General features: G+C 61.3%; 21 protein-coding genes. 18 read left to right on the forward strand and 3 right to left on the reverse strand.

The window, feature by feature from the left end; all coding sequences use genetic code 11:
* The first annotated feature begins 21 nt into the window (after nt 1–21).
* The 12 genes from ffh (at nt 22) to ACSSVH_RS05390 (ending at nt 14,042) form a co-directional block, all read left to right on the forward strand.
* On the forward strand, nt 22–1,398 hold the full coding sequence (gene ffh / locus ACSSVH_RS05335; protein WP_029296179.1) for a signal recognition particle protein: 1,377 nt from the start codon (nt 22–24) through the stop codon (nt 1,396–1,398).
* Nucleotides 1,399–1,648: 250 nt separating this feature from the next.
* Nucleotides 1,649–1,900 (forward strand): 30S ribosomal protein S16, encoded by a 252-nt coding sequence (gene rpsP, locus ACSSVH_RS05340; RefSeq protein ID WP_003175899.1) that lies wholly within the window; start codon nt 1,649–1,651, stop codon nt 1,898–1,900.
* 5 nt (nt 1,901–1,905) lie between these two features.
* On the forward strand, nt 1,906–2,442 hold the full coding sequence (gene rimM, locus ACSSVH_RS05345; RefSeq protein WP_010565276.1) for a ribosome maturation factor RimM: 537 nt from the start codon (nt 1,906–1,908) through the stop codon (nt 2,440–2,442).
* Nucleotides 2,424–3,197, forward strand: a complete 774-nt coding sequence (trmD, locus tag ACSSVH_RS05350; RefSeq protein WP_024077235.1) for a tRNA (guanosine(37)-N1)-methyltransferase TrmD — start codon at nt 2,424–2,426, stop codon at nt 3,195–3,197. Before rimM ends, trmD begins: the two co-directional genes overlap by 19 nt.
* A gap of 45 nt (nt 3,198–3,242) precedes the next feature.
* Nucleotides 3,243–3,593 carry a 50S ribosomal protein L19 gene (rplS, locus tag ACSSVH_RS05355; RefSeq protein WP_003175895.1) on the forward strand — a complete coding sequence of 117 codons (351 nt, stop codon included), beginning with the start codon at nt 3,243–3,245 and terminating at the stop codon, nt 3,591–3,593.
* An 82-nt stretch (nt 3,594–3,675) separates the two neighbouring features.
* On the forward strand, nt 3,676–4,089 hold the full coding sequence (locus tag ACSSVH_RS05360) for an acyl-CoA thioesterase (protein ID WP_057437995.1): 414 nt from the start codon (nt 3,676–3,678) through the stop codon (nt 4,087–4,089).
* 138 nt (nt 4,090–4,227) lie between these two features.
* Complete coding sequence (gene xerD / locus ACSSVH_RS05365) at nt 4,228–5,124, forward strand: site-specific tyrosine recombinase XerD (protein ID WP_492634188.1); 897 nt, start codon at nt 4,228–4,230, stop codon at nt 5,122–5,124.
* A 141-nt stretch (nt 5,125–5,265) separates the two neighbouring features.
* On the forward strand, nt 5,266–5,997 hold the full coding sequence (gene dsbC, locus ACSSVH_RS05370) for a bifunctional protein-disulfide isomerase/oxidoreductase DsbC (RefSeq protein WP_169955683.1): 732 nt from the start codon (nt 5,266–5,268) through the stop codon (nt 5,995–5,997).
* A gap of 127 nt (nt 5,998–6,124) precedes the next feature.
* On the forward strand, nt 6,125–7,429 hold the full coding sequence (locus ACSSVH_RS05375; protein ID WP_029296281.1) for a homoserine dehydrogenase: 1,305 nt from the start codon (nt 6,125–6,127) through the stop codon (nt 7,427–7,429).
* 66 nt (nt 7,430–7,495) lie between these two features.
* Nucleotides 7,496–8,905 carry a threonine synthase gene (gene thrC, locus ACSSVH_RS05380; RefSeq protein WP_029296283.1) on the forward strand — a complete coding sequence of 470 codons (1,410 nt, stop codon included), beginning with the start codon at nt 7,496–7,498 and terminating at the stop codon, nt 8,903–8,905.
* Nucleotides 8,906–9,197: 292 nt separating this feature from the next.
* Nucleotides 9,198–12,740, forward strand: coding sequence for a transporter substrate-binding domain-containing protein (locus ACSSVH_RS05385; protein ID WP_170043066.1), 3,543 nt, complete (start codon nt 9,198–9,200; stop codon nt 12,738–12,740).
* A gap of 72 nt (nt 12,741–12,812) precedes the next feature.
* A complete protein-coding gene (locus ACSSVH_RS05390) occupies nt 12,813–14,042 on the forward strand; it encodes an EAL domain-containing response regulator (RefSeq protein WP_169955685.1) in 1,230 nt (409 codons plus the stop codon).
* Between the two features lie 27 nt (nt 14,043–14,069).
* On the opposite strand, the gene ACSSVH_RS05395 is transcribed toward ACSSVH_RS05390, so the two are convergent.
* Nucleotides 14,070–14,732 carry a response regulator gene (locus tag ACSSVH_RS05395; protein WP_169955686.1) on the reverse strand — a complete coding sequence of 221 codons (663 nt, stop codon included), beginning with the start codon at nt 14,730–14,732 and terminating at the stop codon, nt 14,070–14,072.
* A 193-nt stretch (nt 14,733–14,925) separates the two neighbouring features.
* Between ACSSVH_RS05395 and ACSSVH_RS05400 the strand changes: the two genes are divergently transcribed.
* Nucleotides 14,926–15,210: a DUF3509 domain-containing protein gene (locus ACSSVH_RS05400; protein WP_492634189.1), complete on the forward strand. Its 285-nt coding sequence runs from the start codon at nt 14,926–14,928 to the stop codon at nt 15,208–15,210.
* Nucleotides 15,211–15,380: 170 nt separating this feature from the next.
* Here the strand turns inward: ACSSVH_RS05400 and ACSSVH_RS05405 are convergent, their stop codons facing one another.
* Nucleotides 15,381–16,265 (reverse strand): TIGR02285 family protein, encoded by an 885-nt coding sequence (locus ACSSVH_RS05405; protein ID WP_492634190.1) that lies wholly within the window; start codon nt 16,263–16,265, stop codon nt 15,381–15,383.
* A 25-nt stretch (nt 16,266–16,290) separates the two neighbouring features.
* A complete protein-coding gene (locus ACSSVH_RS05410; protein WP_169955689.1) occupies nt 16,291–17,490 on the reverse strand; it encodes a CaiB/BaiF CoA transferase family protein in 1,200 nt (399 codons plus the stop codon).
* A gap of 147 nt (nt 17,491–17,637) precedes the next feature.
* Here ACSSVH_RS05410 and ACSSVH_RS05415 point away from each other — a divergent pair, with 147 nt between their 5' ends.
* The 5 genes from ACSSVH_RS05415 (at nt 17,638) to ACSSVH_RS05435 (ending at nt 22,428) form a co-directional block, all read left to right on the forward strand.
* Nucleotides 17,638–18,180: a YaeQ family protein gene (locus tag ACSSVH_RS05415; RefSeq protein ID WP_057438005.1), complete on the forward strand. Its 543-nt coding sequence runs from the start codon at nt 17,638–17,640 to the stop codon at nt 18,178–18,180.
* A 190-nt stretch (nt 18,181–18,370) separates the two neighbouring features.
* On the forward strand, nt 18,371–20,080 hold the full coding sequence (gene recJ / locus ACSSVH_RS05420) for a single-stranded-DNA-specific exonuclease RecJ (RefSeq protein WP_172314933.1): 1,710 nt from the start codon (nt 18,371–18,373) through the stop codon (nt 20,078–20,080).
* A 170-nt stretch (nt 20,081–20,250) separates the two neighbouring features.
* Nucleotides 20,251–21,357: an NADH:flavin oxidoreductase/NADH oxidase gene (locus ACSSVH_RS05425; RefSeq protein WP_169955691.1), complete on the forward strand. Its 1,107-nt coding sequence runs from the start codon at nt 20,251–20,253 to the stop codon at nt 21,355–21,357.
* A gap of 105 nt (nt 21,358–21,462) precedes the next feature.
* Nucleotides 21,463–21,996, forward strand: coding sequence for a GNAT family N-acetyltransferase (locus ACSSVH_RS05430; protein ID WP_492634191.1), 534 nt, complete (start codon nt 21,463–21,465; stop codon nt 21,994–21,996).
* 246 nt (nt 21,997–22,242) lie between these two features.
* Nucleotides 22,243–22,428: a hypothetical protein gene (locus ACSSVH_RS05435; protein WP_492634192.1), complete on the forward strand. Its 186-nt coding sequence runs from the start codon at nt 22,243–22,245 to the stop codon at nt 22,426–22,428.
* Nucleotides 22,429–22,455: the final 27 nt, after the last annotated feature.

Consider the following 22,455-nt stretch of genomic DNA (forward strand, 5'->3'; position numbering starts at 1 on the left):
TAGGGCCTGAAAGGATCGCGCATGTTTGAAAACCTGACTGACCGTCTCTCGCAGACGCTGCGCCATGTCACCGGCAAGGCCAAGCTGACCGAGGACAATATTAAAGACACCCTGCGCGAAGTGCGCATGGCGTTGCTCGAAGCCGACGTTGCCTTGCCTGTGGTCAAGGATTTCGTCAACTCGGTCAAGGAGCGTGCGGTTGGCACTGAAGTGTCCCGCAGCCTGACGCCGGGCCAGGCCTTTGTGAAGGTCGTGCAGGCCGAACTCGAAAGCCTGATGGGCGCGGCCAACGAAGACCTGAACCTCAGCGCCGTGCCACCGGCCGTTGTGCTGATGGCCGGTTTGCAGGGGGCGGGCAAGACCACCACCGCTGCCAAGCTGGCGCGCTTCCTTAAAGAGCGCAAGAAAAAGTCCGTGATGGTGGTGTCGGCCGACGTCTACCGTCCGGCCGCGATCAAGCAGCTGGAAATGCTCGCCGGGGAAATCGGCGTGACCTTCTTCCCGTCCGACCTGAGCCAGAAGCCGGTCGACATTGCCAACGCTGCTATTAAAGAAGCCAAGCTCAAATTCATCGACGTGGTGATCGTCGATACCGCCGGTCGCCTGCACATCGATGAAGAGATGATGGGCGAGATCAAGGCGCTGCATGCTGCGATCAACCCGGTAGAAACCCTGTTCGTGGTCGACGCCATGACCGGCCAGGATGCGGCCAACACCGCCAAGGCCTTTGGTGATGCGCTGCCTTTGACCGGCGTGATCCTGACCAAGGTCGACGGTGATGCCCGTGGCGGTGCCGCACTGTCGGTGCGCGCAATTACCGGCAAGCCGATCAAGTTCATCGGCATGGGCGAGAAGACCGAAGCGCTTGAGCCGTTCCACCCGGAGCGGATCGCCTCGCGGATCCTCGGCATGGGCGACGTGCTCAGCCTGATCGAGCAGGCTGAACAAACCCTCGACAAGGACAAGGCCGACAAACTGGCCAAGAAGCTGAAGAAGGGCAAGGGCTTCGACCTCGAAGACTTCCGTGATCAGCTGCAACAGATGAAGAACATGGGCGGCCTCGGCGGCTTGATGGACAAGCTGCCGAACATCGGCGGTGTGAACCTGGCGCAAATGGGCAATGCCCAGGGCGCGGCAGAGAAGCAGTTCAAGCAGATGGAAGCCATCATCAACTCCATGACCCCGGCCGAGCGCCGTGACCCTGAGCTGATCAGCGGTTCGCGCAAACGTCGGATTGCCATGGGTTCCGGCACCCAGGTGCAGGACATCGGTCGCTTGATCAAGCAGCACAAGCAGATGCAAAAGATGATGAAGAAATTCTCGGCCAAAGGCGGCATGGCCAAAATGATGCGTGGCATGGGCGGTATGATGCCCGGTCGTGGCATGCCGAAGATGTAAAGAATTCGCGCAAGAGTTCGCTCTTGCGCAGACCCACAGGGATGTGGGATCTCCAGCAAACCCGCCGTTGGCGGGAGCTGACTCGCCGTTTTAACCGACGGCTCTATAGCAGATCTGAATGGCACGCGGTCAGGCGCCGGAAAAAGACATTTGCAAAAGTCCGGATATTCCTTAGAATATGCGGCCTTTCGGGCACCCATGCCCGCTGTGCATTTAGATTTGCAGCACCGACTACAGGAACGATGTTCACATGCTAACAATCCGTCTTGCCCTTGGCGGCTCCAAAAAGCGCCCGTTTTACCACTTGACCGTAACCGACAGCCGCAACCCGCGTGACGGTTCGCACAAGGAACAGGTTGGTTTCTTCAACCCTGTTGCTCGTGGTCAAGAAGTTCGTCTGTCCGTGAACCAAGAGCGCGTAGCCTACTGGCTGAGCGTTGGTGCACAGCCTTCCGAGCGTGTTGCCAAGTTGTTGAAGGACTCGGCTAAGGCCGCAGCCTGAGCAATATGAACGCGACGCCAGCTGTTGCTGATGATTTGATCGTTATCGGCAAGATTTACTCTGTTCATGGCGTTCGCGGCGAAGTGAAGGTGTATTCCTTTACTGATCCGACTGAAAACCTGTTGCAGTACAAGACCTGGACGCTCAAGCGCGAAGGTAGTGTGAAACAGGTCGAGCTGGTCAGTGGACGCGGGAACGACAAGTTCCTGGTCGCAAAGCTCAAGGGTCTCGATGATCGTGAAGAAGCGCGTCTTCTGGCCGGTTATGAGATCTGTGTGCCGCGCAACCTGTTCCCTGAATTGACCGATGGCGAGTACTACTGGTACCAGCTGGAAGGTCTGAAGGTTATTGATCAACTCGGGCAATTGCTCGGGAAAATCGATCATCTTCTGGAAACCGGCGCCAATGATGTAATGGTGGTCAAGCCTTGCGCTGGCAGCCTGGATGATCGCGAACGCCTGTTGCCGTATACCGAGCAATGCGTGTTGGCCGTCGACCTGGCAGCGGGCGAGATGAAGGTGGAATGGGACGCGGACTTCTAAGCGTGGCTAATTTGCGCATTGAAGTGATCAGTTTGTTTCCCGAGATGTTTTCCGCCATCAGCGAGTACGGCATCACCAGTCGGGCGGTGAAACAAGGGCTCTTGCAGCTTACTTGTTGGAACCCGCGAGACTACACGACGGATCGACATCACACTGTGGATGATCGCCCTTTTGGCGGTGGCCCGGGCATGGTGATGAAGATCAAGCCCCTGGAAGACGCCCTGGTTCAGGCCAAGGCAGCAGCAGGGGAGAAGGCGAAGGTAATTTACCTGTCCCCTCAAGGCCGCCAGCTGAAACAGGCTGCGGTACGCGAACTGGCGAATGAGGAAGCACTGATCCTGATTGCCGGTCGCTATGAAGGCATTGACGAGCGTTTTATTGAAGCTCATGTCGATGAAGAGTGGTCGATTGGGGACTATGTCCTGTCTGGCGGTGAGCTGCCGGCGATGGTCCTGATAGATGCGGTTACACGACTGCTGCCTGGAGCTTTAGGGCATGCGGACTCCGCGGAGGAAGATTCCTTCACGGATGGTTTGCTGGATTGCCCGCACTACACCCGACCGGAGGTGTATGCGGATCAGCGTGTTCCCGACGTGTTGCTAAGTGGCAATCACGCACACATCCGGCGTTGGCGTTTACAGCAGTCCCTTGGTCGGACCTATGAACGACGCGCCGATCTTCTGGAAAGCCGCTCGCTTTCTGGAGAAGAGAAGAAGCTGCTCGAGGAATACATCCTCGCGCGGGACGATAGTTAACAACGTATCGATGGTAGATCCGACGATTTACCTTAGGAGCACAGCATGACTAACAAAATCATCCTTGCACTCGAAGCAGAGCAGATGACCAAAGAGATCCCTACCTTTGCCCCGGGCGACACCATTGTCGTTCAGGTGAAAGTGAAGGAAGGCGACCGTTCGCGTCTGCAAGCGTTCGAAGGCGTAGTAATCGCCAAGCGTAACCGTGGTGTGAATAGTGCTTTCACTGTTCGTAAAATCTCCAACGGTGTTGGCGTAGAGCGTACTTTCCAGACCTACAGCCCGCAAATCGACAGCATGGCCGTTAAACGTCGCGGTGACGTACGTAAAGCCAAGCTGTACTACCTGCGTGACCTGTCCGGTAAAGCAGCTCGCATCAAGGAAAAACTGGCTTAAGTCCAGCTTCCCGATGCAGAAAAAAGCAGCCTACGGGCTGCTTTTTTGTGCCTGAAATTTGCCCATTGCCCGGAACCCGTTCATGACCACACGCCTCGAAGAAATCCAGCGCCGCACCGACCTGTCCGTGACCCACGTGACCAAGGCCGTATTCCCGCCGACCACCAACCACCACAACACCCTGTTTGGCGGCACTGCGTTGGCCTGGATGGACGAAGTGTCGTTCATCACCGCCACGCGTTTTTGCCGTTTGCCGCTGGTGACGGTGTCTACCGATCGTATCGACTTCAATCACGCGATACCGGCCGGTTCCATCGTCGAACTGATTGGCCGCGTGATCAAAGTCGGCAACACCAGCCTCAAGGTGGAAGTGGAAGTATTTGTCGAGAGCATGAGTGCCGATGGCCGCGAGAAGGCGATCCAGGGTGTGTTCAGCTTTGTCGCAATCGATGACGATAAGCGGCCGGTGCCGGTGTTGCCTGGGTTTGTGGATTGACCCGTAGGAGCCGGCTTGCCGGCGATGAGGACCGCAGCAACACCGCAGTACGTGAGACCGCCATCGCCGGCAAGCCGGCTCCTACACAGAGCGCGGCTGCGATAGGATCTACCCATTCTTTTCTCTGTTCGAGCGCCCATGCCCGCCATTGACCACCCCCTGATCGACCGCTTCCTCGACGCCCTCTGGCTGGAAAAAGGCCTGTCGGACAACACTCGCCAGTCCTACCGCAGCGACCTGGCCCTGTTCAATGGCTGGTTGCTGGAGAAAAACCTCGAACTGAGCCATGCCGGGCGCGAGTTGATTCTCGATCACTTGGCCTGGCGTCTTGAGCAAAACTACAAGCCGCGCTCCACTGCACGATTCCTCTCGGGAGTGCGTGGGTTTTATCGCTATTTGCTGCGGGAAAAGCTGATTGCTGTCGATCCGACCCTGCAAGTCGATATGCCGCAGCTCGGCAGGCCGTTGCCCAAGTCCTTGTCAGAAGCCGACGTCGAGGCCCTGCTGGCCGCGCCCGACCTGAGCGAAGCCATCGGCCAGCGTGACCGCGCCATGCTGGAAGTCTTATATGCCTGCGGCCTGCGCGTCACCGAGCTGATCAGCCTGACCCTGGAGCAGGTCAACCTGCGCCAGGGCGTGTTGCGGGTGATGGGCAAGGGCAGCAAGGAGCGCCTGGTACCCATGGGTGAAGAGGCGATCGTGTGGGTCGAGCGCTACATGCGCGATGCCCGCATCGAGTTGCTCGGCGGGCGCCCCAGTGACGTGCTGTTTCCCAGCCTGCGCGGCGAACAGATGACCCGCCAGACCTTCTGGCATCGCATCAAGCACCACGCCAAGGTGGCCGGGATCGGCAAGTCGCTGTCCCCCCATACCCTGCGCCATGCATTTGCCACCCATCTGCTCAACCATGGCGCGGATTTGCGCGTGGTGCAGATGTTGCTGGGCCACAGCGACCTGTCGACCACGCAGATTTATACCCACGTGGCGCGCGCAAGGTTGCAGGACCTGCATGCCAAACATCACCCGAGGGGCTGACAGGCCCCAATTTGGCCGTCGGCGTCTGCCCTGGCGCCCAATTGTGGTAGGCTTTGCCGGTTTGCAAAGGGGACGGTCCCGAGCCGTGTTTCCAGATCGGCGTCCTGGCCTTCGTCCCTGCATCTGCCTTCAGGAGTTCCCATGCGCTTGACCCAGATTTTTGCCGCCGCAGCCATTGCGTTGGTCTCAACCTTTGCCGTCGCCGATGACGCCGCCGAGAAGACAATCCGTAAGAGTCTGGAAAGCCTCCAACTCGAAACTCCGGTCGAAAGCATCAGCGCCAGCCCCATGGCCGGCCTGTATGAAGTCAAGCTCAAGGGCAGCCGCGTGCTGTATGCCAGCGCCGACGGCCAGTACATCGTCCAGGGCTACCTGTTCCAATTGAAAGACGGCAAGCCGGTCAACCTCACCGAGAAGGCCGAGCGCCTGGGCGTGTCCAAGTTGATCAACGCCATCCCGGTTGCCGAAACCGTGGTGTATCCGGCCATTGGCGAGACCAAGACCCACATCACCGTGTTCACCGACACCACCTGCCCGTACTGCCACAAGCTGCACGCCGAAGTGCCTGAGCTGAACAAGATGGGCGTCGAAGTGCGCTACGTCGCGTTCCCGCGCCAGGGCCTGGGTTCGCCGGGTGACAAGCAGTTGCAGGCGGTGTGGTGCTCGGCTGACAAAAAAGGCGCCATGGACAAGATGGTCGACGGCAAGGACATCAAGGCTGCTGCCTGTGCCAACCCGGTCGCCAAGCAGTTCAACCTGGGCCAGTCGATTGGCGTGAACGGTACGCCGGCCATCGTCTTGGCTGACGGCCAGGTCATTCCGGGCTACCAGCCGGCCCCACAAATCGCCAAACTGGCGCTGGGTGCCAAATAAACAGTATCGTCGAGCCTTTGACGGTCAGACCCGCCGACCCGTCGGCGGGTCATTAATAGCGAGCCGCAGTTGTGCGGCTGTTTTTCACGGCCGACCTTGAGTCGGCCGTTTCATGGGGAGTTCTTCAGTGAAACCGGTCAAAGTAGGCATCTGTGGGTTAGGGACCGTCGGTGGCGGCACCTTGAACGTACTTCAGCGTAATGCTGAGGAAATTTCCCGCCGTGCAGGGCGTGGGATTGAAGTGGCACAAATTGCCATGCGTACGCCAAAGCCTCAGTACCAAACGACCGGTATTGCGATTACCAACGATGTCTTCGACGTGGCCACAAACCCTGAAATCGATATCGTCATCGAACTGGTCGGCGGCTACACCGTCGCCCGTGAGTTGGTGCTCAAGGCCATTGAAAACGGCAAGCACGTGGTTACCGCCAACAAGGCGCTGATTGCCGTGCATGGCAACGAAATCTTCGCCAAGGCCCGCGAGAAGGGCGTGATCGTGGCGTTCGAAGCCGCAGTCGCTGGCGGTATCCCGGTGATCAAGGCGATCCGCGAAGGCCTGTCGGCCAACCGTATCAACTGGGTGGCCGGCATCATCAATGGCACCGGTAACTTCATCCTTACCGAAATGCGCGAGAAGGGCCGTACCTTCGAAGACGTGCTGGCCGAGGCCCAGGCCCTGGGTTACGCCGAAGCCGACCCGACGTTTGACGTGGAAGGCATCGACGCAGCGCACAAGCTGACCATCCTGGCGTCCATCGCCTTTGGGATCCCGCTGCAGTTCGACAAGGCCTACACCGAAGGCATCACTAAGCTGACCACCGCCGACGTGAACTACGCCGAAGCCCTGGGCTACCGCATCAAGCACCTGGGCGTGGCGCGCAGCACCGCTGCCGGTATCGAATTGCGCGTGCACCCGACCCTGATCCCGGCCGACCGCCTGATCGCCAACGTCAATGGCGTGATGAACGCGGTGATGGTCAATGGTGATGCGGCCGGTTCGACCCTGTTCTACGGCGCTGGCGCCGGCATGGAACCCACCGCTTCGTCGGTGATCGCCGATCTGGTGGACGTGGTCCGCGCCATGACCAGCGACCCGGAAAACCGCGTGCCGCACCTGGCGTTCCAGCCGGATTCGCTGTCGGCCCACCCGATCCTGCCGATCGAAGCCTGCGAAAGCTCCTACTACCTGCGGATCCAGGCCAAGGATCATCCAGGCGTGTTGGCCCAGGTGGCCAGCATCCTCTCGGAGCGTGGCATCAATATTGAGTCGATCATGCAGAAGGAAGTCGAAGAACACGACGGCCTGGTGCCCATGATCCTACTGACCCACCGGGTGCTGGAACAGCACATGAACGATGCCATCGCCGCCCTGGAAGCCTTGCAAGGCGTGGTCGGGCCGGTGGTACGGATCCGTGTCGAACACCTGAACTAACGATAGGTTGCAGAGGCCCCGCAGGTTCGGCGGCCTCTGTTCAAGAATGTTGTAGAGGAGCCAGTCATGCGTTACATCAGCACCCGCGGCCAGGCACCGGCCCTGAATTTCGAAGACGTCCTGCTCGCAGGCCTCGCCACTGACGGCGGCCTGTACGTGCCGGAAAACCTGCCACGCTTCACCCAGGAAGAAATCGCCTCCTGGGCCGGCCTGCCATACCACGAGTTGGCGTTCCGGGTCATGCGCCCGTTCGTCACCGGCAGCATCCCCGATGCTGACTTCAAGAAGATCCTCGAAGAAACCTACGGCGTGTTTTCCCACAACGCCATCGCCCCGCTGCGCCAGTTGAACGGCAACGAATGGGTGCTGGAGCTGTTCCACGGCCCGACCCTGGCGTTCAAGGATTTTGCCCTGCAATTGCTCGGCCGCCTGCTGGACTACGTGCTGGAGAAACGCGGCGAGCGCGTGGTGATCATCGGTGCCACCTCCGGTGATACCGGCTCGGCGGCCATCGAAGGCTGCAAGCACTGCGAAAACGTCGACATCTTCATCCTGCACCCGCACAACCGTGTATCGGACGTGCAGCGCCGGCAGATGACCACCATCTTTGGCGAGAACATCCACAACATCGCGGTCGAAGGCAACTTCGACGACTGCCAGGAAATGGTCAAGGCCAGCTTTGCTGACCAGAGCTTCCTTAAAGGCACGCGCCTGGTTGCGGTGAACTCGATCAACTGGGCGCGGATCATGGCCCAGATCGTCTACTACTTCCACGCATCGCTGCAGTTGGGCGGGCCGGCGCGTTCGGTGTCGTTCTCGGTGCCGACCGGCAACTTCGGCGATATCTTCGCCGGCTACCTGGCGCGCAACATGGGCCTGCCGATCAACCAGTTGATCGTCGCCACCAACCGCAACGACATCCTGCACCGCTTCATGAGCGGCAACCAGTACGTCAAGGAAACCCTGCACGCGACCTTGTCGCCGTCGATGGACATCATGGTCTCGTCGAACTTCGAACGCCTGCTGTTCGACATGCACGGTCGCAACGGCGCGGCCCTGGCCGGCCTGATGGACAGCTTCAAGCAGGGTGGTGGTTTCAGCGTCGATCAGGAGCGCTGGACCGAGACCCGCAAGCTGTTCGACTCCCTGGCCGTGGACGATGCCCAGACCTGCGAGACCATCGCTGAAGTCTATGCCCAGACCGGCGAGCTGCTGGACCCGCACACCGCCATTGGCGTCAAGGCCGCACGCGAATGCCGGCGCAGCCTGGATATCCCGATGGTGATCCTCGGCACGGCCCACCCGGTGAAATTCCCTGAGGCGGTGCAGAAGGCCGGTGTCGGCAAGGCCTTGGAGCTGCCGCCGCACCTGGCTGACCTGTTTGAGCGGGAAGAGCGTTGCACGGTATTGCCTAATGATCTGAAGGCTATTCAGGCGTTCGTCAGCCAGCATGGCAATCGTGGTAAGCCGCTCTGAGTCTTGGCTGACTCAATGTTGTTTGCTTGAAAAAAACGGCGTTTACCCCGTGATGGGAAACGTCGTTTTTATTTGGGGTACATCGCTCACCGAAGCACCAATGTGGGAGCGGGCTTGCTCGCGATAGCCGTGTGCCAGGCGCAGTATGTGCTGGCTGACCCGCCGCAATCGCGAGCAAGCCCGCTCCCACAGGGGGTGTCGCTTGGTGTAAGGCTATGCTGTGTGCGCAATAACCAACAAGGAAACCCCCACGGTGCGGTTCACGACCCGATGGCGCCAGTGCCTCCTGAGCATGCTCTTGCTCGGTCATCTGCCTGCAAGCCTGGCCGCCGTCAGCCTGCCGTTCAACCTGGTGCCGGCGTTTATCACCCTGGCGCCCATGCCCCTGGCACCCGCCGAGCAGCAATGGCTGGCGCAGCATCCCAGCTTGAAAGTGGGGATCTCCATCGATGATTACCAACCCATCGATATCACCCGTGATCACAATCGCTACCAGGGCATCAGCGCCGACTACCTGAGCCTGGTGGGCGCGCGGCTTGGCGTGCCGATGCAAGTGATGGGTTTTGCCGAGCGGGCCCAGGCCGTGGAAGCGTTGCGCAGCGGGGCTATCGATATCCTCACCAGTGCCAACGGCTACGAGCGGGATGTGCCTGGCCTGGCCTTTACCCCGGACTATATGCCGGATCGTTCAGTGGTGGTGGTGCGCACTGACGAGGCCATGCAAGACGACCTCAAGGGCAAGAAAGTCGTGTTGCTTGATGGTTACGCCAACGTCAAGAACGTGCATGCGGCGTACCCGCAAAGCCATATCATGCTCGCGCCCAACCTCTACAGCGGCCTGGAGGCCTTGGCCCAGGGCGATGTGGATGCGTTTATCGGCAATGAAGTGATCGTGCGCGCCTACAAGTCCCTGCGGCCTTACCTGGGTATGCAGATCAAGGAGCAGAGCCGCCTGGCGCCGATTGGCTTTGCCTTCGCCACGCGCCAGGCCGACCCCTTGTTGGGCCGTATGCTGGACCGCGCGCTGCACAGCATCGATGACTCGGTCCGCCGTGAAATCCTCGCCCGCTGGACCACCGGCCTGGGGGTGGACGTTGACGGTGAGCGCATCCCCCTGACCGCCGCCGAGCAGGCCTGGATGCTGCGCCATCCCCAGGTGCTGGTGGCGGCCCAGCAATATTCGCCGTATGTATTCAAGGACAAGGACGGCCGCTGGGTCGGGCTGAACGTAGATCTGCTTAATCGCCTGTCGCGCATGACCGGTTTGCAGTTCGTCCTCGAGGAAGTGTTTTCCACCGCACAAACCCTTGAGCTCTTGGAAAACCACGCGGCGGACATGAGTACCACCCTGGTGGAAAACACCGAGCGCCGGCGCTTTCTGGATTTCAGCCATGGGTTTGGCGGCGCCGGCTGGGTGTTCGTCGAGCGGGCCGATGCACCGCCGGTGATCAACCTGCGACAGCTCTCGGGCAGGGTCTTGGCGCTGCCCGCGCGGCATGTGCTGGAGGCTTATATCCGCCGCGAATATCCGACGATCCGCCTGCGCCTGGTGCCCAACTACACCGAGGCCCGCGCCCTGGTGGCCCGGGGAGACGCCGCCGCGACCATCCAGAGTGAAGTGGAAGTGCAGAGCTACCCGGCCGATGAATTGCGGGCCGGTCGCAGCGTCGATGGCAAGTGGTCCAGTGACAGCCTGGCGGTGCGCAAGGACCACCCCGAGCTGCTGAGTATTTTGAACAAGGCCCTGGAAGCCTTGCCGGTGGCCGAGTTGAGTGCCCTGCGCCTGCGCTGGATGGGCGCGGTGGCGGTGCCGGTGCCGGCTTGGCAGCGTGTGCCATCGTGGGCCTACTGGACGGTCGCCACGGCGCTGCTGTTTGTGCTGGTGTCGCTGGTCTGGAACAGCCGGCTCAAGCGCCAGATCCGCCAGCGCGTCGAGGCCGAGCGGCGGCTCAATGACCAGTTGGCCTTCAAGCGGGCCTTGCTCGACGGTATCCCCAACCCGGTATTTGTGCGCGACCTCGCTGGCCGCCTGGTCACCTGCAACAAAAGCTATGAACAACAGTTGGCGACCCGGCTTGACCAGATTCGCGGCCTGACCCTGCCGCAGAGCGCAGTGCTGCCCGCCGCCACGGCCTTGCGCCTGCATACCGGGCACATGGAGCAACTGGCCACGCAGCAGTCGCTGTTTATCGACCGCCAGCTGGAGTTCAATGGCGGCATCGCCCATGTCTATCAATGGACCGTGCCGTTTTATGATGCCCAGGGCCAGTTGCAGGGGCTGCTCGGCGGTTGGGTCGACATCAACGAGCGCAAGGTCCTGGAAACCCAGTTGATGGATGCGCGGCGCGCCGCCGATGAAGCGAACTTCGCCAAGAGTGCCTTTGTGTCGAACCTCAGCCATGAGATCCGCACGCCGATGACGGCGATTATCGGCCTGCTGGAACTGGAGCAGGAACGCGCCCTGGCCTCGGGCGCACCCGTCTCCGAGGCGCTGCAGGTGGCCCATCGTTCGGCGCGGGAGTTGATTGCCTTGATGGGCGATAGCCTGGACCTGGCGAAGATCGAGGCCGGCCACCTGCAACTGGCGCCACAGACCACCGACCTGAAAGGGTTCTTCGAGGGCATCCAGCGGCTGTTTGAAGCCACGGCGCAGAAAAAGGGCCTGCACCTGACCCTGGCTTTCGATCCCCAGGCGCAAGGCTTTTACTGGTTCGACCCGCTGCGCCTGCGCCAGGTCATGCATAACCTTTTGGGCAATGCGCTCAAGTTCACGCAGCACGGAGAAGTGCGCGTGCGTGTCGCCTGCCAGTTGGATGGCGAGGGGCATGAATACTTGCACCTGTGCGTCGAGGACACGGGCCCAGGTATCGGCGTCGACCAGCAGGCGCGGGTGTTCAAGCCGTTTATCCAGGGCAGCCCGCTGACGGCAGCCGAACATGGCGGTACCGGCTTGGGCTTGAGCATCTGCCAGCAACTGGTGGACTTGATGGGCGGGCAAATCACCCTGCACAGCGTCCTGGGCGAAGGCACCACCGTGTGTATCGACCTGCGCCTGGACCGGGTCGGCAGTGACGACCTGCCCGCGCCGGTGGCCGCAGCGTCTTTGCTGCCGGCAGATCGGGCATTGTCGGTGTTGATTGTCGACGACCTGTCGGCCAACCGCCTGGTGCTGGCCCAGCAGTTGCAGTTCCTCGGGCACCAGGTGGTCGCCGTGCACAGTGCCGAGGCGGCGTTGCAGCGCTGGCGCAGCGAGGCGTTCGATGTGCTGGTGACCGATTGTCATATGCCGGGCATGTCCGGTTTTGCCCTGGCCGAGGCCATTCGCCAGATAGAGGCCCAGGAGCAGCGCCCGCGCTGTGCGTTGGTCGGCTGCACCGCCGATGCCCAGGAAGACGAGGGCCAGCACGGCCAGCGGGCGGGTATGGATGCGCTGCTGGTCAAGCCGGTGACCCTGGAGCAGTGGAACCAGGTGCTGGCCCGGGTCACGGCGGTGCCTGCCTTCGACCTGCAGGCCCTGCGCAAGATGACCCAGGCCGACGGTCCGATCCTGCAAAGCATGTTGCAGGAGTTGGCCAATAACCTTGAGCACGAGCACCACCTGTTGGGCCACGCCATGGCCGAACACGACTTGGCGCAGTTGCGGGCCAGCCTGCACCGCCTCAAGGGCATTTGTTGCCTGGTGGATGCGCTGCCATTGGCCAAGGCCTGTATTGCCCTGGAAAGCAGTGCGCGCGAGTACCGTGAGGATGAGTTGGCGCAGCGCTGGCAAAATGTTTGCGTGGCCATACGGGTGTTGCAGGAGCAAATCCGGCCATATCTGAACAGGCAAGAATAGGACGCGTCCTATGGGGTCTTGTCGCAGTTTTGGCTAATGTGCAGCATCTTGCACGCAGCCCCAGAGTTTTCCATGCGCTCACTCAAAGTCCTGATTCTCGAAGATCACCCGTTCCAGCTGATGGCCCTGCACCAGATGCTCAACGCCAACGGCGTGTTCAACGTGCTGACGGCTGAAAGCGTCGAGGTCGCCCGCCAGTCGCTGGCGAGCAAGGGGCCGGTGGATATCGCCATCTGCGATCTGTACCTGGAGCATGGCGACTCACTGGGGCTGATTCGTGAAATGGCCGAGCAGAGCCAGGCCCAGGTGTTGGTCCTGTTGAGCGATGCCGATCCCGATGTACTCGAAGGCGTGGCGAGCATGGCGCGCCAGGCGGGACTCAACGTATTGGGGTGCATGCCCAAACCGGCTTCTGCCACGGCCATCGGGCAAATGCTCGATGCCTGCCGGCAACGCTTGCGGCCTAGCCCGCACGCATTGTCCTGGGAGCGCGTGCACCAGATGCTGGGGGTTAGTGAATTCGCGACCGAGAAACTCTGCGCCGAGGTCGGCGAGGCGGCCATCGAGCGTTACGCCAGTGTCTGCTACCAGCCCATTGTCAACCAGGCCGGTGATCTGCAAGGCGTGGAGGCATTGGCCCGCTGGCAAGACCCGGAGCATGGCCAGTTGATGCCCAGCGAGTTTCTGCCGCTGCTGGAGTTGGCGGGGCTAGAACAGGCCTTTACCTGGTACGTGCTGGATCAGGTGTTGCGTCTTTGCGCCCAGGTGACCCGGGACACAGGCCGGGAACTGCCGGTATCGGTCAACATTCCCGGGCGGCTGCTGGAGCAGGAGCATTTCGCGCTTACGCTGCAAGGCCTGCTGCAACGCTTTGCCGTACCCGCGCGCAACCTGACCCTGGAGCTGGTGGAAACCTCGCGCCTGAAGACCGACAGCGCCCATGTCACCGGTTTGCTGCGCCTGCGGATGATCGGCTGCAAGTTGTCGATTGGTGATTTCGGCATCGGCGGAACCAGCTTGCAGCGTTTGCTGGAGTTGCCGTTCACCGAGCTGAAGATTCCCCCGGTGTTTGCCAGTGGGATGGCGGGTGACGAGCGCAAATGCGCGGTGGTTGCCGGGGCCATGAGCATGGCCCAGCACCTGGGCGTCGGCGTGGTCGTGACCGGAATCGAAACCCCCGGCGACCGCGACGCCGTGCGCGCGCTGGGGCCGGCCTGGCTGCAGGGTTGCCTGATTGCCCATCCGATGAGTGCCCAGATGCTGCAACACTGGCTCGCCCAGTCCGCCGCGATAGCCCTGTAGGCGTTGGCTTGCCGGTGCCTACACAATCTAGGCCAGCCCATGTTCCTGCACGTAGATAAACAGCGCAGCATCACTGATCAGCCCCAGTTTGCGCATGGCACTGACCTTCTGTGTGCTGACCGTCTGCTTGCTGCGATTGAGGTGCGCGGCAATCTCGCCCACCGTCTTACCCCCCGCCAGTAGGCGGATCACTTCCAGTTCCCGGGGGGATAGCTGGTCCTGCGAATGCAGGCGATCAGCCCCCACGGCGCCGGCCAGGGCCAGCGCCTGCTCAATGGTACGCGCCACATAGGGCCGCTGCTGGCGCACCTGGTCGATAGCTTCGGGCAACTCGTCGGCCAGGCTGGCCTTGCTCAACAGGCCCATGACCCCCAGTTCCAGGATCGAGTGAAACAGCCCCGCATTGTTGAGCATGGTCACCACCACTATGGGCAGGTCGGGGTAATGCCGGCGCAGGTGTTCGATCAGGCGCAGGCCGTCGGCCTGGGGTTCGGCGGGCATCATGAAGTCGGTGACCAGTACATCGCAGGGGCGGTCTTGCAGCAGGGCGGCCAGGGCCTGGGGCGAGTTGGCCTCACCGACGATGCGCACCTGGGCGTCGCGCTCCAGCACTGCGCGCAAACCGATCAGGAAAATCGGATGATCGTCGGCTATGACAATGCGCAGGGGCAGTTCAGACGCGTCTCTCACGGTGGACTCCGGCAATAATCAGGGGATTCTAGCCTGTCGGCGGCTGTTTTCTCTCTGTCATATTTGCCATGCATGCTCGATAAGCTCAGCTCAAGGGCGAACTTTGTGCTTTTGGCGTAGGTCACTTACCTGTAGGAGCGAGCGTGCTCCTACAGTGGTTATTTATTTTTCTCATGATTGAGTGGTGATCGAGATGGAAAGTATCAGCCTATTGCTCGGCGAAGCGCTGAGCCCTTATCAGGTCACGCTGACTGCCTCGGGTGTACACGGCGAATGCCTGGTGACGGTGAAGAGCCCGACGGGCGCGATCATGGTCGAACGCGAAGTGGATCGCGCACAACTGACCGACAAGCGAGCCCTGGTGGACGTGGTGGACTGCCTGCATCGCGACCTGAAAATCGCCGAAGGGCGCCTGGAACCTTCGGTGATCGCAGCCTTGCGCAACGCCGCCCAGGCGCGCCCTCCCGCCCAGGCATGAAGAAATTTTTATCTTTGGAACCTTCCTACAGGAAGGCGAGTCAGACCTTGTAACAGCAGGATCAAGCATTGTGCTCCGGTGCTTGTAGCTTGTTGTACTGGTCTTTGTAGGCCACGTTTAACCCCGAGTTGTCTCCCCACTGCTCGGGGTTTCTTTTTGCCAAAAATTTATCAGGGCGGCGGTGTTTCGCTGAAAAACCTCGGGTTGTCCTTGAGGTATTGCTCGCGCATCAGCGGGTCCAGCCTGTTGGCGTAGGACTCAAGTAGCGCCGCCTGGGGAATATTCTGCAATTCGCGGTTGATATGGCTGATGGCCTGGCGCCCCTGCGGGGTGTTCGAGCAGCCGATATGGATCCGTTGATAGCGCGTCGTGCCCTTGATCGGATAGAACATCAGGTCTTGTGGATCAATATCCTGTTGCGCTGCCTGATAGCGGATTTCCGTCCAGTAGCCCAACACGGCTTCCAGCCGCCCCAGGCGCTGCATCTGCAGCAAACTGCCCAGGGCATCGTTGCCGTAATGTGGGGCCAGTTCGAGTGGGTCGGCGTGGATCAACTGTTCGTCAATCCCGGGGCCGTAGCTACGCTCGGCGACGATCCCAAGACGTGTCTGTCGCGCATCAAGAAACCTCGCCAGGTCGAACTGGCCGTCAACCACATAGCTTGCCAGGGCGTCCTGTCGGTTACGGCGAATCGCGATGCCATTGCTCAACACGGCAAACGCCGGTGTGGAAAAGACAATGTTCCTGGCTCGCGCGGGTGTCCATACCAGCGATGGATCGCAGGTGAAGGAGGGCGCATTGAGCATTTGCATGCCACGGGCGCGGTTAACGTGCAGGATCTGGTGGCGATACTGCGGCAGGCGCTCGATCAACAACGGTAGCAGTTTATCGACGCTGCCCTGGCCCTTTTGCGGACCATCGAAAATGGTCATCGGCGGCAGGTCGCGCACCAGCCAGGTCAAGGTGTCCTGTGCCTGGCCCGATAGCGGCCACATCCCAAGCAGCGGGGCGATGAGCCACAGGCGCCGCAGCGCCCTGATGAAACGGCCGGCCATTATCTTGCGCATGCTACGAGCGGCATCAGATCGCGCCATCCTTGCGCAAGCGGGCCACGGCGCTGCTGTCGTAGCCCAGAGTTTGCAGGATCACGGCATTGTGCTCGCCCAACTGCGGCCCGACCCACTCGCAACTGCCTGGGGTGTCGGAAAGCTTGGGTACGATGCCGGGCATCTTGAAATCCTTGCCGTCGGGCAACTGGGCCTTGAGGAACATTTCCCGGGCCAGGAATTGCGGGTCGCCCAGCATATCTTCGGCGCTGTAGATCCGGCTGGCGGGCACTTGGGCCAGGTTCAACTGCTCCACCACCTGTTCCAGTGGCAAGCTGTTGACCCAGCGGTCGATCACGCCGTACAGCTCGTCGCGCCGGGTATCGCGGCCATCGTTGCTGGCCAGTTGCGGGTCATTGGCCAGGTCCTCCCGGCCAATGGTCAGCATGAAGCGCTTGAAGATTGCATCGCCATTGGCGCCAATCTGCACATGCTTGCCATCGGCGGTGGTATGGATCGATGACGGGGTGATGCCCGGCATGATGTTGCCGGTACGCTCGCGGATAAATCCGAACACATCGAACTCGGGGATCATGCTTTCCATCATCGCGAAGATCGCTTCATACAGCGCCACATCCACTACCTGGCCGAGACCACCGTTGACCTCGCGATGGCGCAGGGCCATCAGTGCGCCGATCACTGCCCACAGCGCCGCGATGGAGTCGCCGATGGAGATCCCCGTGCGCACCGGCGGGCGGTCCTCGAAACCGGTGATGTAGCGCAGGCCCCCCATGGATTCACCGACCGCGCCGAAGCCCGGTTGATCCTTCATCGGCCCGGTCTGGCCAAAGCCCGAGAGCCGCACCATCACCAGCTTGGGGTTGAGGGCGTGCAGGGTGTCCCAGTCCAGGCCAAGTTTTTCCAGGACGCCAGGGCGAAAATTTTCGATCAGGATGTCGGCGTCTGCCAGCAATTGCTTGAGGATCGCCAGGCCATCGGGGTGCTTGAGGTTCAGGGTCAGGGACTGTTTATTGCGCGCCTGGACAAACCACCACAGCGACGTGCCTTCATACAGCTTGCGCCATTTGCGCAGCGGGTCGCCGCCGTCGGGGGATTCGACCTTGATCACCTGGGCGCCGAACTCGGCGCAGATGCGCGAGGCGAACGGGCCGGCAATCAGGGTGCCCAGTTCGATGACTTTCAGGCCGGCAAGCGGTTTGGCGGTAAACGACATGAGGATCCTTACTAGCGCAGGAAGGTTTGTATTGCCTTTTAACATAGGCGAGCGGTGCAGGGATAAGGATGATGCAGCGCAGGATTCGTTGAATGAGCCCGCCATCGGTTAGACTGGCCGCCTTTTCCTGTCTCTAGAAGTCCGTTCATGGCCCAGCCGTCCACGACCTACAAGTTTGAACTCAACCTGACCGACCTCGATCGTTCGGTGTACGAGAGCGTCAAGCAAACCATCGCCCGTCACCCCTCGGAAACCGAAGAACGCATGACCGTGCGTTTGCTGGCCTACGCCCTTTGGTACAACGAGCAGTTGTCGTTTGGTCGCGGACTGTCAGATGTAGACGAGCCAGCCCTGTGGGAAAAAAGCCTGGATGATCGGGTTTTGCACTGGATCGAAGTCGGCCAGCCCGATGCCGACCGCCTGACCTGGTGCTCACGCCGCACCGAACGGACCAGCCTGCTGGCCTACGGCAGCCTGCGGGTGTGGGAAGGCAAAGTGGTGCCGGTGGCCAACAACCTGAAAAACGTGCATATCGCCGCGGTGCCCCAGGAAATCCTGGAAACCCTGGCCAAGGACATGCCACGGGTGATCAAGTGGGATGTGATGATCAGCGAAGGCACGATCTTCGTCACCGACGACCGCGGCCAGCACGAAGTGCAGCTGCAGTGGCTGGTTGGCGAACGCGGCTGACCCTGTGGGAGCGGGCTTGTCGGATCGCCGCATCGCCGCGAAGACGTCGGCCCAGCAAGCATTGATGTTGACTGACCCACTGCTTTCGCGAGCAAGCCCGCTCCCACACAAGCCCGCTCCCACATTTGATGTTCGTCGTTCCTGGTAGTGTTTTTTAACCGTTGTATTGCACAGAAGCCCCCATCACCCCATGCGCATCGATCCCCGCCCATTGCCCGCCGTCCTGCCGTTCCTCGGTGAATTGCCTCCGTTGCTGACCCGTCTCTACGCCGCCCGTGGCGTGACTTCGCAGGATGAACTGGATAAAAGCCTGGCGCGGCTGATTCCCTATCAGCAGCTCAAAGGGATCGATGCCGCCGTGGACTTGCTGGTGACGGCCCTGGAGCAGCGCCAGCGCATCCTGATCGTCGGTGACTTCGACGCCGATGGCGCCACCGCCAGCACCGTGGGCACCCTGGGCCTGCGCTTGCTCGGGGCGGCGCATGTGGATTACCTGGTGCCCAACCGCTTCGAATACGGCTACGGCCTGACCCCGGAAATCGTCGCCGTGGCCTTGCAGCGCGAGCCACAGTTGCTGATCACCGTGGACAACGGCATCTCCAGTGTCGAAGGCGTGGCGGCGGCGAAGGCGGCAGGGCTCAAGGTGCTGGTCACCGACCACCACTTGCCCGGTGATGAACTGCCGGCGGCCGATGCCATCGTCAACCCGAACCAGCCCGGTTGCGGGTTCCCCAGCAAGGCCCTGGCGGGCGTCGGGGTGATCTTCTATGTGCTGATGGCCTTGCGTGCGCGCCTGCGCAGCCTGGGCTGGTACGACAAGCAGCCGCAGCCCAATATCGGCGAGTTGCTCGACCTGGTGGCCCTGGGCAGCGTGGCCGACGTGGTGCCGCTGGATGCCAACAACCGCATCCTGGTCTACCAGGGCCTGGAGCGGATTCGCGCCGGGCGTGCGCGGCCAGGCATCAAGGCGATCCTGGAAGTGGCCAAGCGCGACCACACGCGCATCACCTCCACCGACCTGGGCTTTATCCTCGGTCCACGGCTCAATGCGGCCGGGCGCCTGGATGACATGAGCCTGGGCATCGAATGCCTGCTCACCAGCGACTTCGCCCAGGCCCGGGAAATGGCCGCGCAACTGGATGGCATGAACCAGGACCGTAAGGCCATCGAGCAGGGCATGCAGCGCGAAGCCCTGGCCCAGCTCAAGGACTTGCCGCTGGACTCGATGCCGTTTGGCCTGTGCCTGTTCGACCCGGAGTGGCACCAGGGTGTGATCGGGATCCTCGCGTCGCGTATGAAAGAGCGCTATTTCCGCCCCACCATCGCCTTTGCCGACGCCGGTGATGGCCTGCTCAAGGGCTCCGGGCGCTCGGTGCCGGGCTTTCATATCCGTGATGCCCTGGCGGTGGTGGCCAGCCAGCACCCGAACCTGATCGCCAAATACGGCGGCCACGCCATGGCGGCGGGCCTGACCTTGCCTGAAGCCAACTTCCCGTTGTTCGCCGACGCCTTCGACGCCGAAGTGCGCCGACAACTGCGTGAAGAAGACCTCACCGGGCGCTTGCTGTCCGATGGCACCTTGGCGGTGGAAGAGTTCCACCTGGAACTGGCCCGCGCCCTGCGCAACGCCGGGCCCTGGGGCCAGCATTTTCCCGAGCCGCTGTTTCACGGGGTGTTTCAACTGGTGGAGCAACGGGTGGTGGGCGAGCGTCACCTCAAGGTGGTGCTCAAGAGTGAGTGTGGCGCGGTAAAGCTCGATGGCATTGCCTTTGGCATCGACCGCGAAGTGTGGCCGAACCCGACCATTCGCTGGGTGGAGCTGGCCTACAAGCTGGACGTCAATGAATTCCGTGGCCAGGAAACCGTGCAGCTGATGATTGCCCACATCGAACCACGCTGAACCCTGTGCAATCCCCGGTTGTCGACTAGTCTCTAAGCACTGTGTGATTGGTCTTGTGACCTTGTCTGTTTTTTAGCCCGAAGGGGACGGGCCTTTCATCTTTTCGTCACCCGCACCGGTCAGACAGAACCCTGGAGCCAATGCCCACCGGATACGAGAAGAGGTGCCCCATGAGTCTGTTGCTTGAACCCTATACCCTGCGCCAGTTGACCCTGCTCAACCGCATTGCCGTGTCGCCGATGTGCCAGTACTCCGCCGTCGATGGCCTGGCCAATGACTGGCACCTGGTGCACTTGGGCAGCCGTGCCGTTGGCGGCGCCGGGCTGATTTTCAGCGAAGCCACCGCCGTCACTGCCGATGGCCGCATCACCGCCCAGGACCTAGGCCTGTGGAACGATGCCCAGATTGAGCCGCTGCAGCGTATCACCCGCTTTATCCGCGCCCAGGGCGCGGTGGCGGGGATCCAACTGGCCCACGCCGGGCGCAAGGCCAGTACCCATCGGCCATGGATCGGCAAGCACGGCAGCGTCAAGCCCGCAGACGGTGGCTGGGTGCCGGTAGGTCCATCGCCCATCGCCTTCGACCCGCAGCACACCGCGCCCCGGCAGTTGGACGAAGGGCAAATCCAGCAAGTGATCGCCGACTTCGTGGCCGCCGCCAAGCGTGCCCTGACCGCCGGATTCCAAGTGGTAGAAATCCATGCGGCCCATGGTTATTTGCTGCATCAATTTCTCTCGCCCTTGAGCAATCAGCGCCAGGATCAATACGGCGGATCCTTTGAAAACCGTATCCGCCTGGTGTTGCAAGTCACCCAGGCAGTGCGCGATGTGTGGCCGCAAGAGCTGCCGCTGTTTGTACGCGTCTCGGCCACCGACTGGGTGGAAGACGGCTGGAACCCCGACGAAACCGTGGAGCTGGCACGCCGCCTCAAAGACTTGGGTGTGGACCTGATCGACGTGTCCTCCGGTGGCACTGCCGCCAATGCCGAAATCCCTATCGGCCCCGGTTATCAAACGCGCTTTGCCGAGCGTGTGCGCAAGGAGTCCGGCATGGCCACGGGCACGGTTGGCATGATTACCGAGCCGGCCCAGGCCGAGCATATTCTGCGCACCTGCCAGGCCGACATCATCTTCCTTGCCCGCGAACTGCTGCGTGACCCGTACTGGCCATTGCACGCCGATGACGACCTGGGCGGGCGTAAGGCGATCTGGCCGGCGCAATACCAGCGGGCTACCCACCGCGACCAGCCGATCCATGAGTCTGACTTGCGCGACTGATTTTTTACATTCGTCACCCAGACCCACCGCTGATCACGGTGGGTTTTTTCTTGCCTGTCGCCGGGGGAGTAGCGATCCTGAGCGTCCTGGACGCTGGAGGCCAAGATGCTGGTGGAACGTGATTTGAATGAAAGCGACATTCCCCTGCTGGCGTTGATTGACCGTACTGAGCAGATTGATGAGTGCTATCGCCTGGAACACGGCGAGTTGGTGCTCTACGCCGCTCACCACGACATGCGCGGCTGGCCCGAAGGCGAAGCCGAGCAGGATGCCCTGGAACTGCATGGCTGCTGGCTGCGCGGGGGGTGGTTGCATGGGGTGTTTGCTGGCCCGACGCTGCTGGGGGCAGCGGTGGTGGATAACCGGGTGATCCATAACCAGGGCCTGCGTATGCATCAGCTCAAGTTCCTGCATGTCAGCCACAGTGGCCGAGGGAATGGGCTGGGCGGGCGCTTGCTGGCGCTGGCCTGCGCGCACGGGGTAACGCTGGGTGCGCAGGCGCTGTACATCTCGGCCACCGAGTCGCGCAACACCGTGGATTTTTATCTGCATCACGGCTGTCGTTTGCTCAAGCAGCCCGACAGCGAGCTGTACCACCGGGAACCCAATGACATCCACTTGTATCGCCCGCTGCCCTGATCTGGCCGGCATCAGGCTCGTACACGGTGGTCGGTGCGTGAGGATTTTCTGAAAGTCTTTTGCCTCAAGGCAATTATTTAAGTGAATACTCTAAAAAAATCTCACACGCGCCAGGATAGTTTCTACGCTTGAAGTAAGGCGGCTTCTGGCCCAGGAAGTCAGTCTGTTTGCTCGCTGAGGCATTGCACTTCGCGGGCAGGGTTATGGGCATCAGGAGTTGTTGTTTACTACACGGAGAAACATTCCATGACCAAGTGCATTGGTGTAGCAGGGGTTCTGACGCTTTTTTTCAGGCGCAGGCTGTCATTGCATGGCCGCCGGCTGAGCTCGGACGAGACGCAACTGCTGGAGCAGTACCGGGCCTTGACGGAAAACGATCAGGTTGCGATGCGTTATCTGATTGGCGCGATGAAGAGTATTTCGCGCTTTTGAACCGGCTGGGGGCGTTCCCACGCCATG

This window comes from Pseudomonas sp. HC1(2025) (genome assembly GCF_058742075.1).

Bases quoted from the DNA above. Each gene is read 5' to 3' on its own strand.
- ffh (WP_029296179.1), top strand. From the start codon at position 22: ATGTTTGAAAACCTGACTGACCGTCTCTCGCAGACGCTGCGCCATGTC.
- rpsP (WP_003175899.1), top strand. From the start codon at position 1,649: ATGCTAACAATCCGTCTTGCCCTTGGCGGCTCCAAAAAGCGCCCGTTT.
- rimM (WP_010565276.1), top strand. From the start codon at position 1,906: ATGAACGCGACGCCAGCTGTTGCTGATGATTTGATCGTTATCGGCAAG.
- trmD (WP_024077235.1), top strand. From the start codon at position 2,424: ATGGGACGCGGACTTCTAAGCGTGGCTAATTTGCGCATTGAAGTGATC.
- rplS (WP_003175895.1), top strand. From the start codon at position 3,243: ATGACTAACAAAATCATCCTTGCACTCGAAGCAGAGCAGATGACCAAA.
- ACSSVH_RS05360 (WP_057437995.1), top strand. From the start codon at position 3,676: ATGACCACACGCCTCGAAGAAATCCAGCGCCGCACCGACCTGTCCGTG.
- xerD (WP_492634188.1), top strand. From the start codon at position 4,228: ATGCCCGCCATTGACCACCCCCTGATCGACCGCTTCCTCGACGCCCTC.
- dsbC (WP_169955683.1), top strand. From the start codon at position 5,266: ATGCGCTTGACCCAGATTTTTGCCGCCGCAGCCATTGCGTTGGTCTCA.
- thrC (WP_029296283.1), top strand. From the start codon at position 7,496: ATGCGTTACATCAGCACCCGCGGCCAGGCACCGGCCCTGAATTTCGAA.
- ACSSVH_RS05385 (WP_170043066.1), top strand. From the start codon at position 9,198: ATGCTCTTGCTCGGTCATCTGCCTGCAAGCCTGGCCGCCGTCAGCCTG.
- ACSSVH_RS05390 (WP_169955685.1), top strand. From the start codon at position 12,813: ATGCGCTCACTCAAAGTCCTGATTCTCGAAGATCACCCGTTCCAGCTG.
- ACSSVH_RS05400 (WP_492634189.1), top strand. From the start codon at position 14,926: ATGGAAAGTATCAGCCTATTGCTCGGCGAAGCGCTGAGCCCTTATCAG.
- ACSSVH_RS05405 (WP_492634190.1), bottom strand. From the start codon at position 16,265: ATGGCCGGCCGTTTCATCAGGGCGCTGCGGCGCCTGTGGCTCATCGCC.
- ACSSVH_RS05410 (WP_169955689.1), bottom strand. From the start codon at position 17,490: ATGTCGTTTACCGCCAAACCGCTTGCCGGCCTGAAAGTCATCGAACTG.
- ACSSVH_RS05415 (WP_057438005.1), top strand. From the start codon at position 17,638: ATGGCCCAGCCGTCCACGACCTACAAGTTTGAACTCAACCTGACCGAC.
- recJ (WP_172314933.1), top strand. From the start codon at position 18,371: ATGCGCATCGATCCCCGCCCATTGCCCGCCGTCCTGCCGTTCCTCGGT.
- ACSSVH_RS05425 (WP_169955691.1), top strand. From the start codon at position 20,251: ATGAGTCTGTTGCTTGAACCCTATACCCTGCGCCAGTTGACCCTGCTC.
- ACSSVH_RS05430 (WP_492634191.1), top strand. From the start codon at position 21,463: ATGCTGGTGGAACGTGATTTGAATGAAAGCGACATTCCCCTGCTGGCG.
- ACSSVH_RS05435 (WP_492634192.1), top strand. From the start codon at position 22,243: ATGACCAAGTGCATTGGTGTAGCAGGGGTTCTGACGCTTTTTTTCAGG.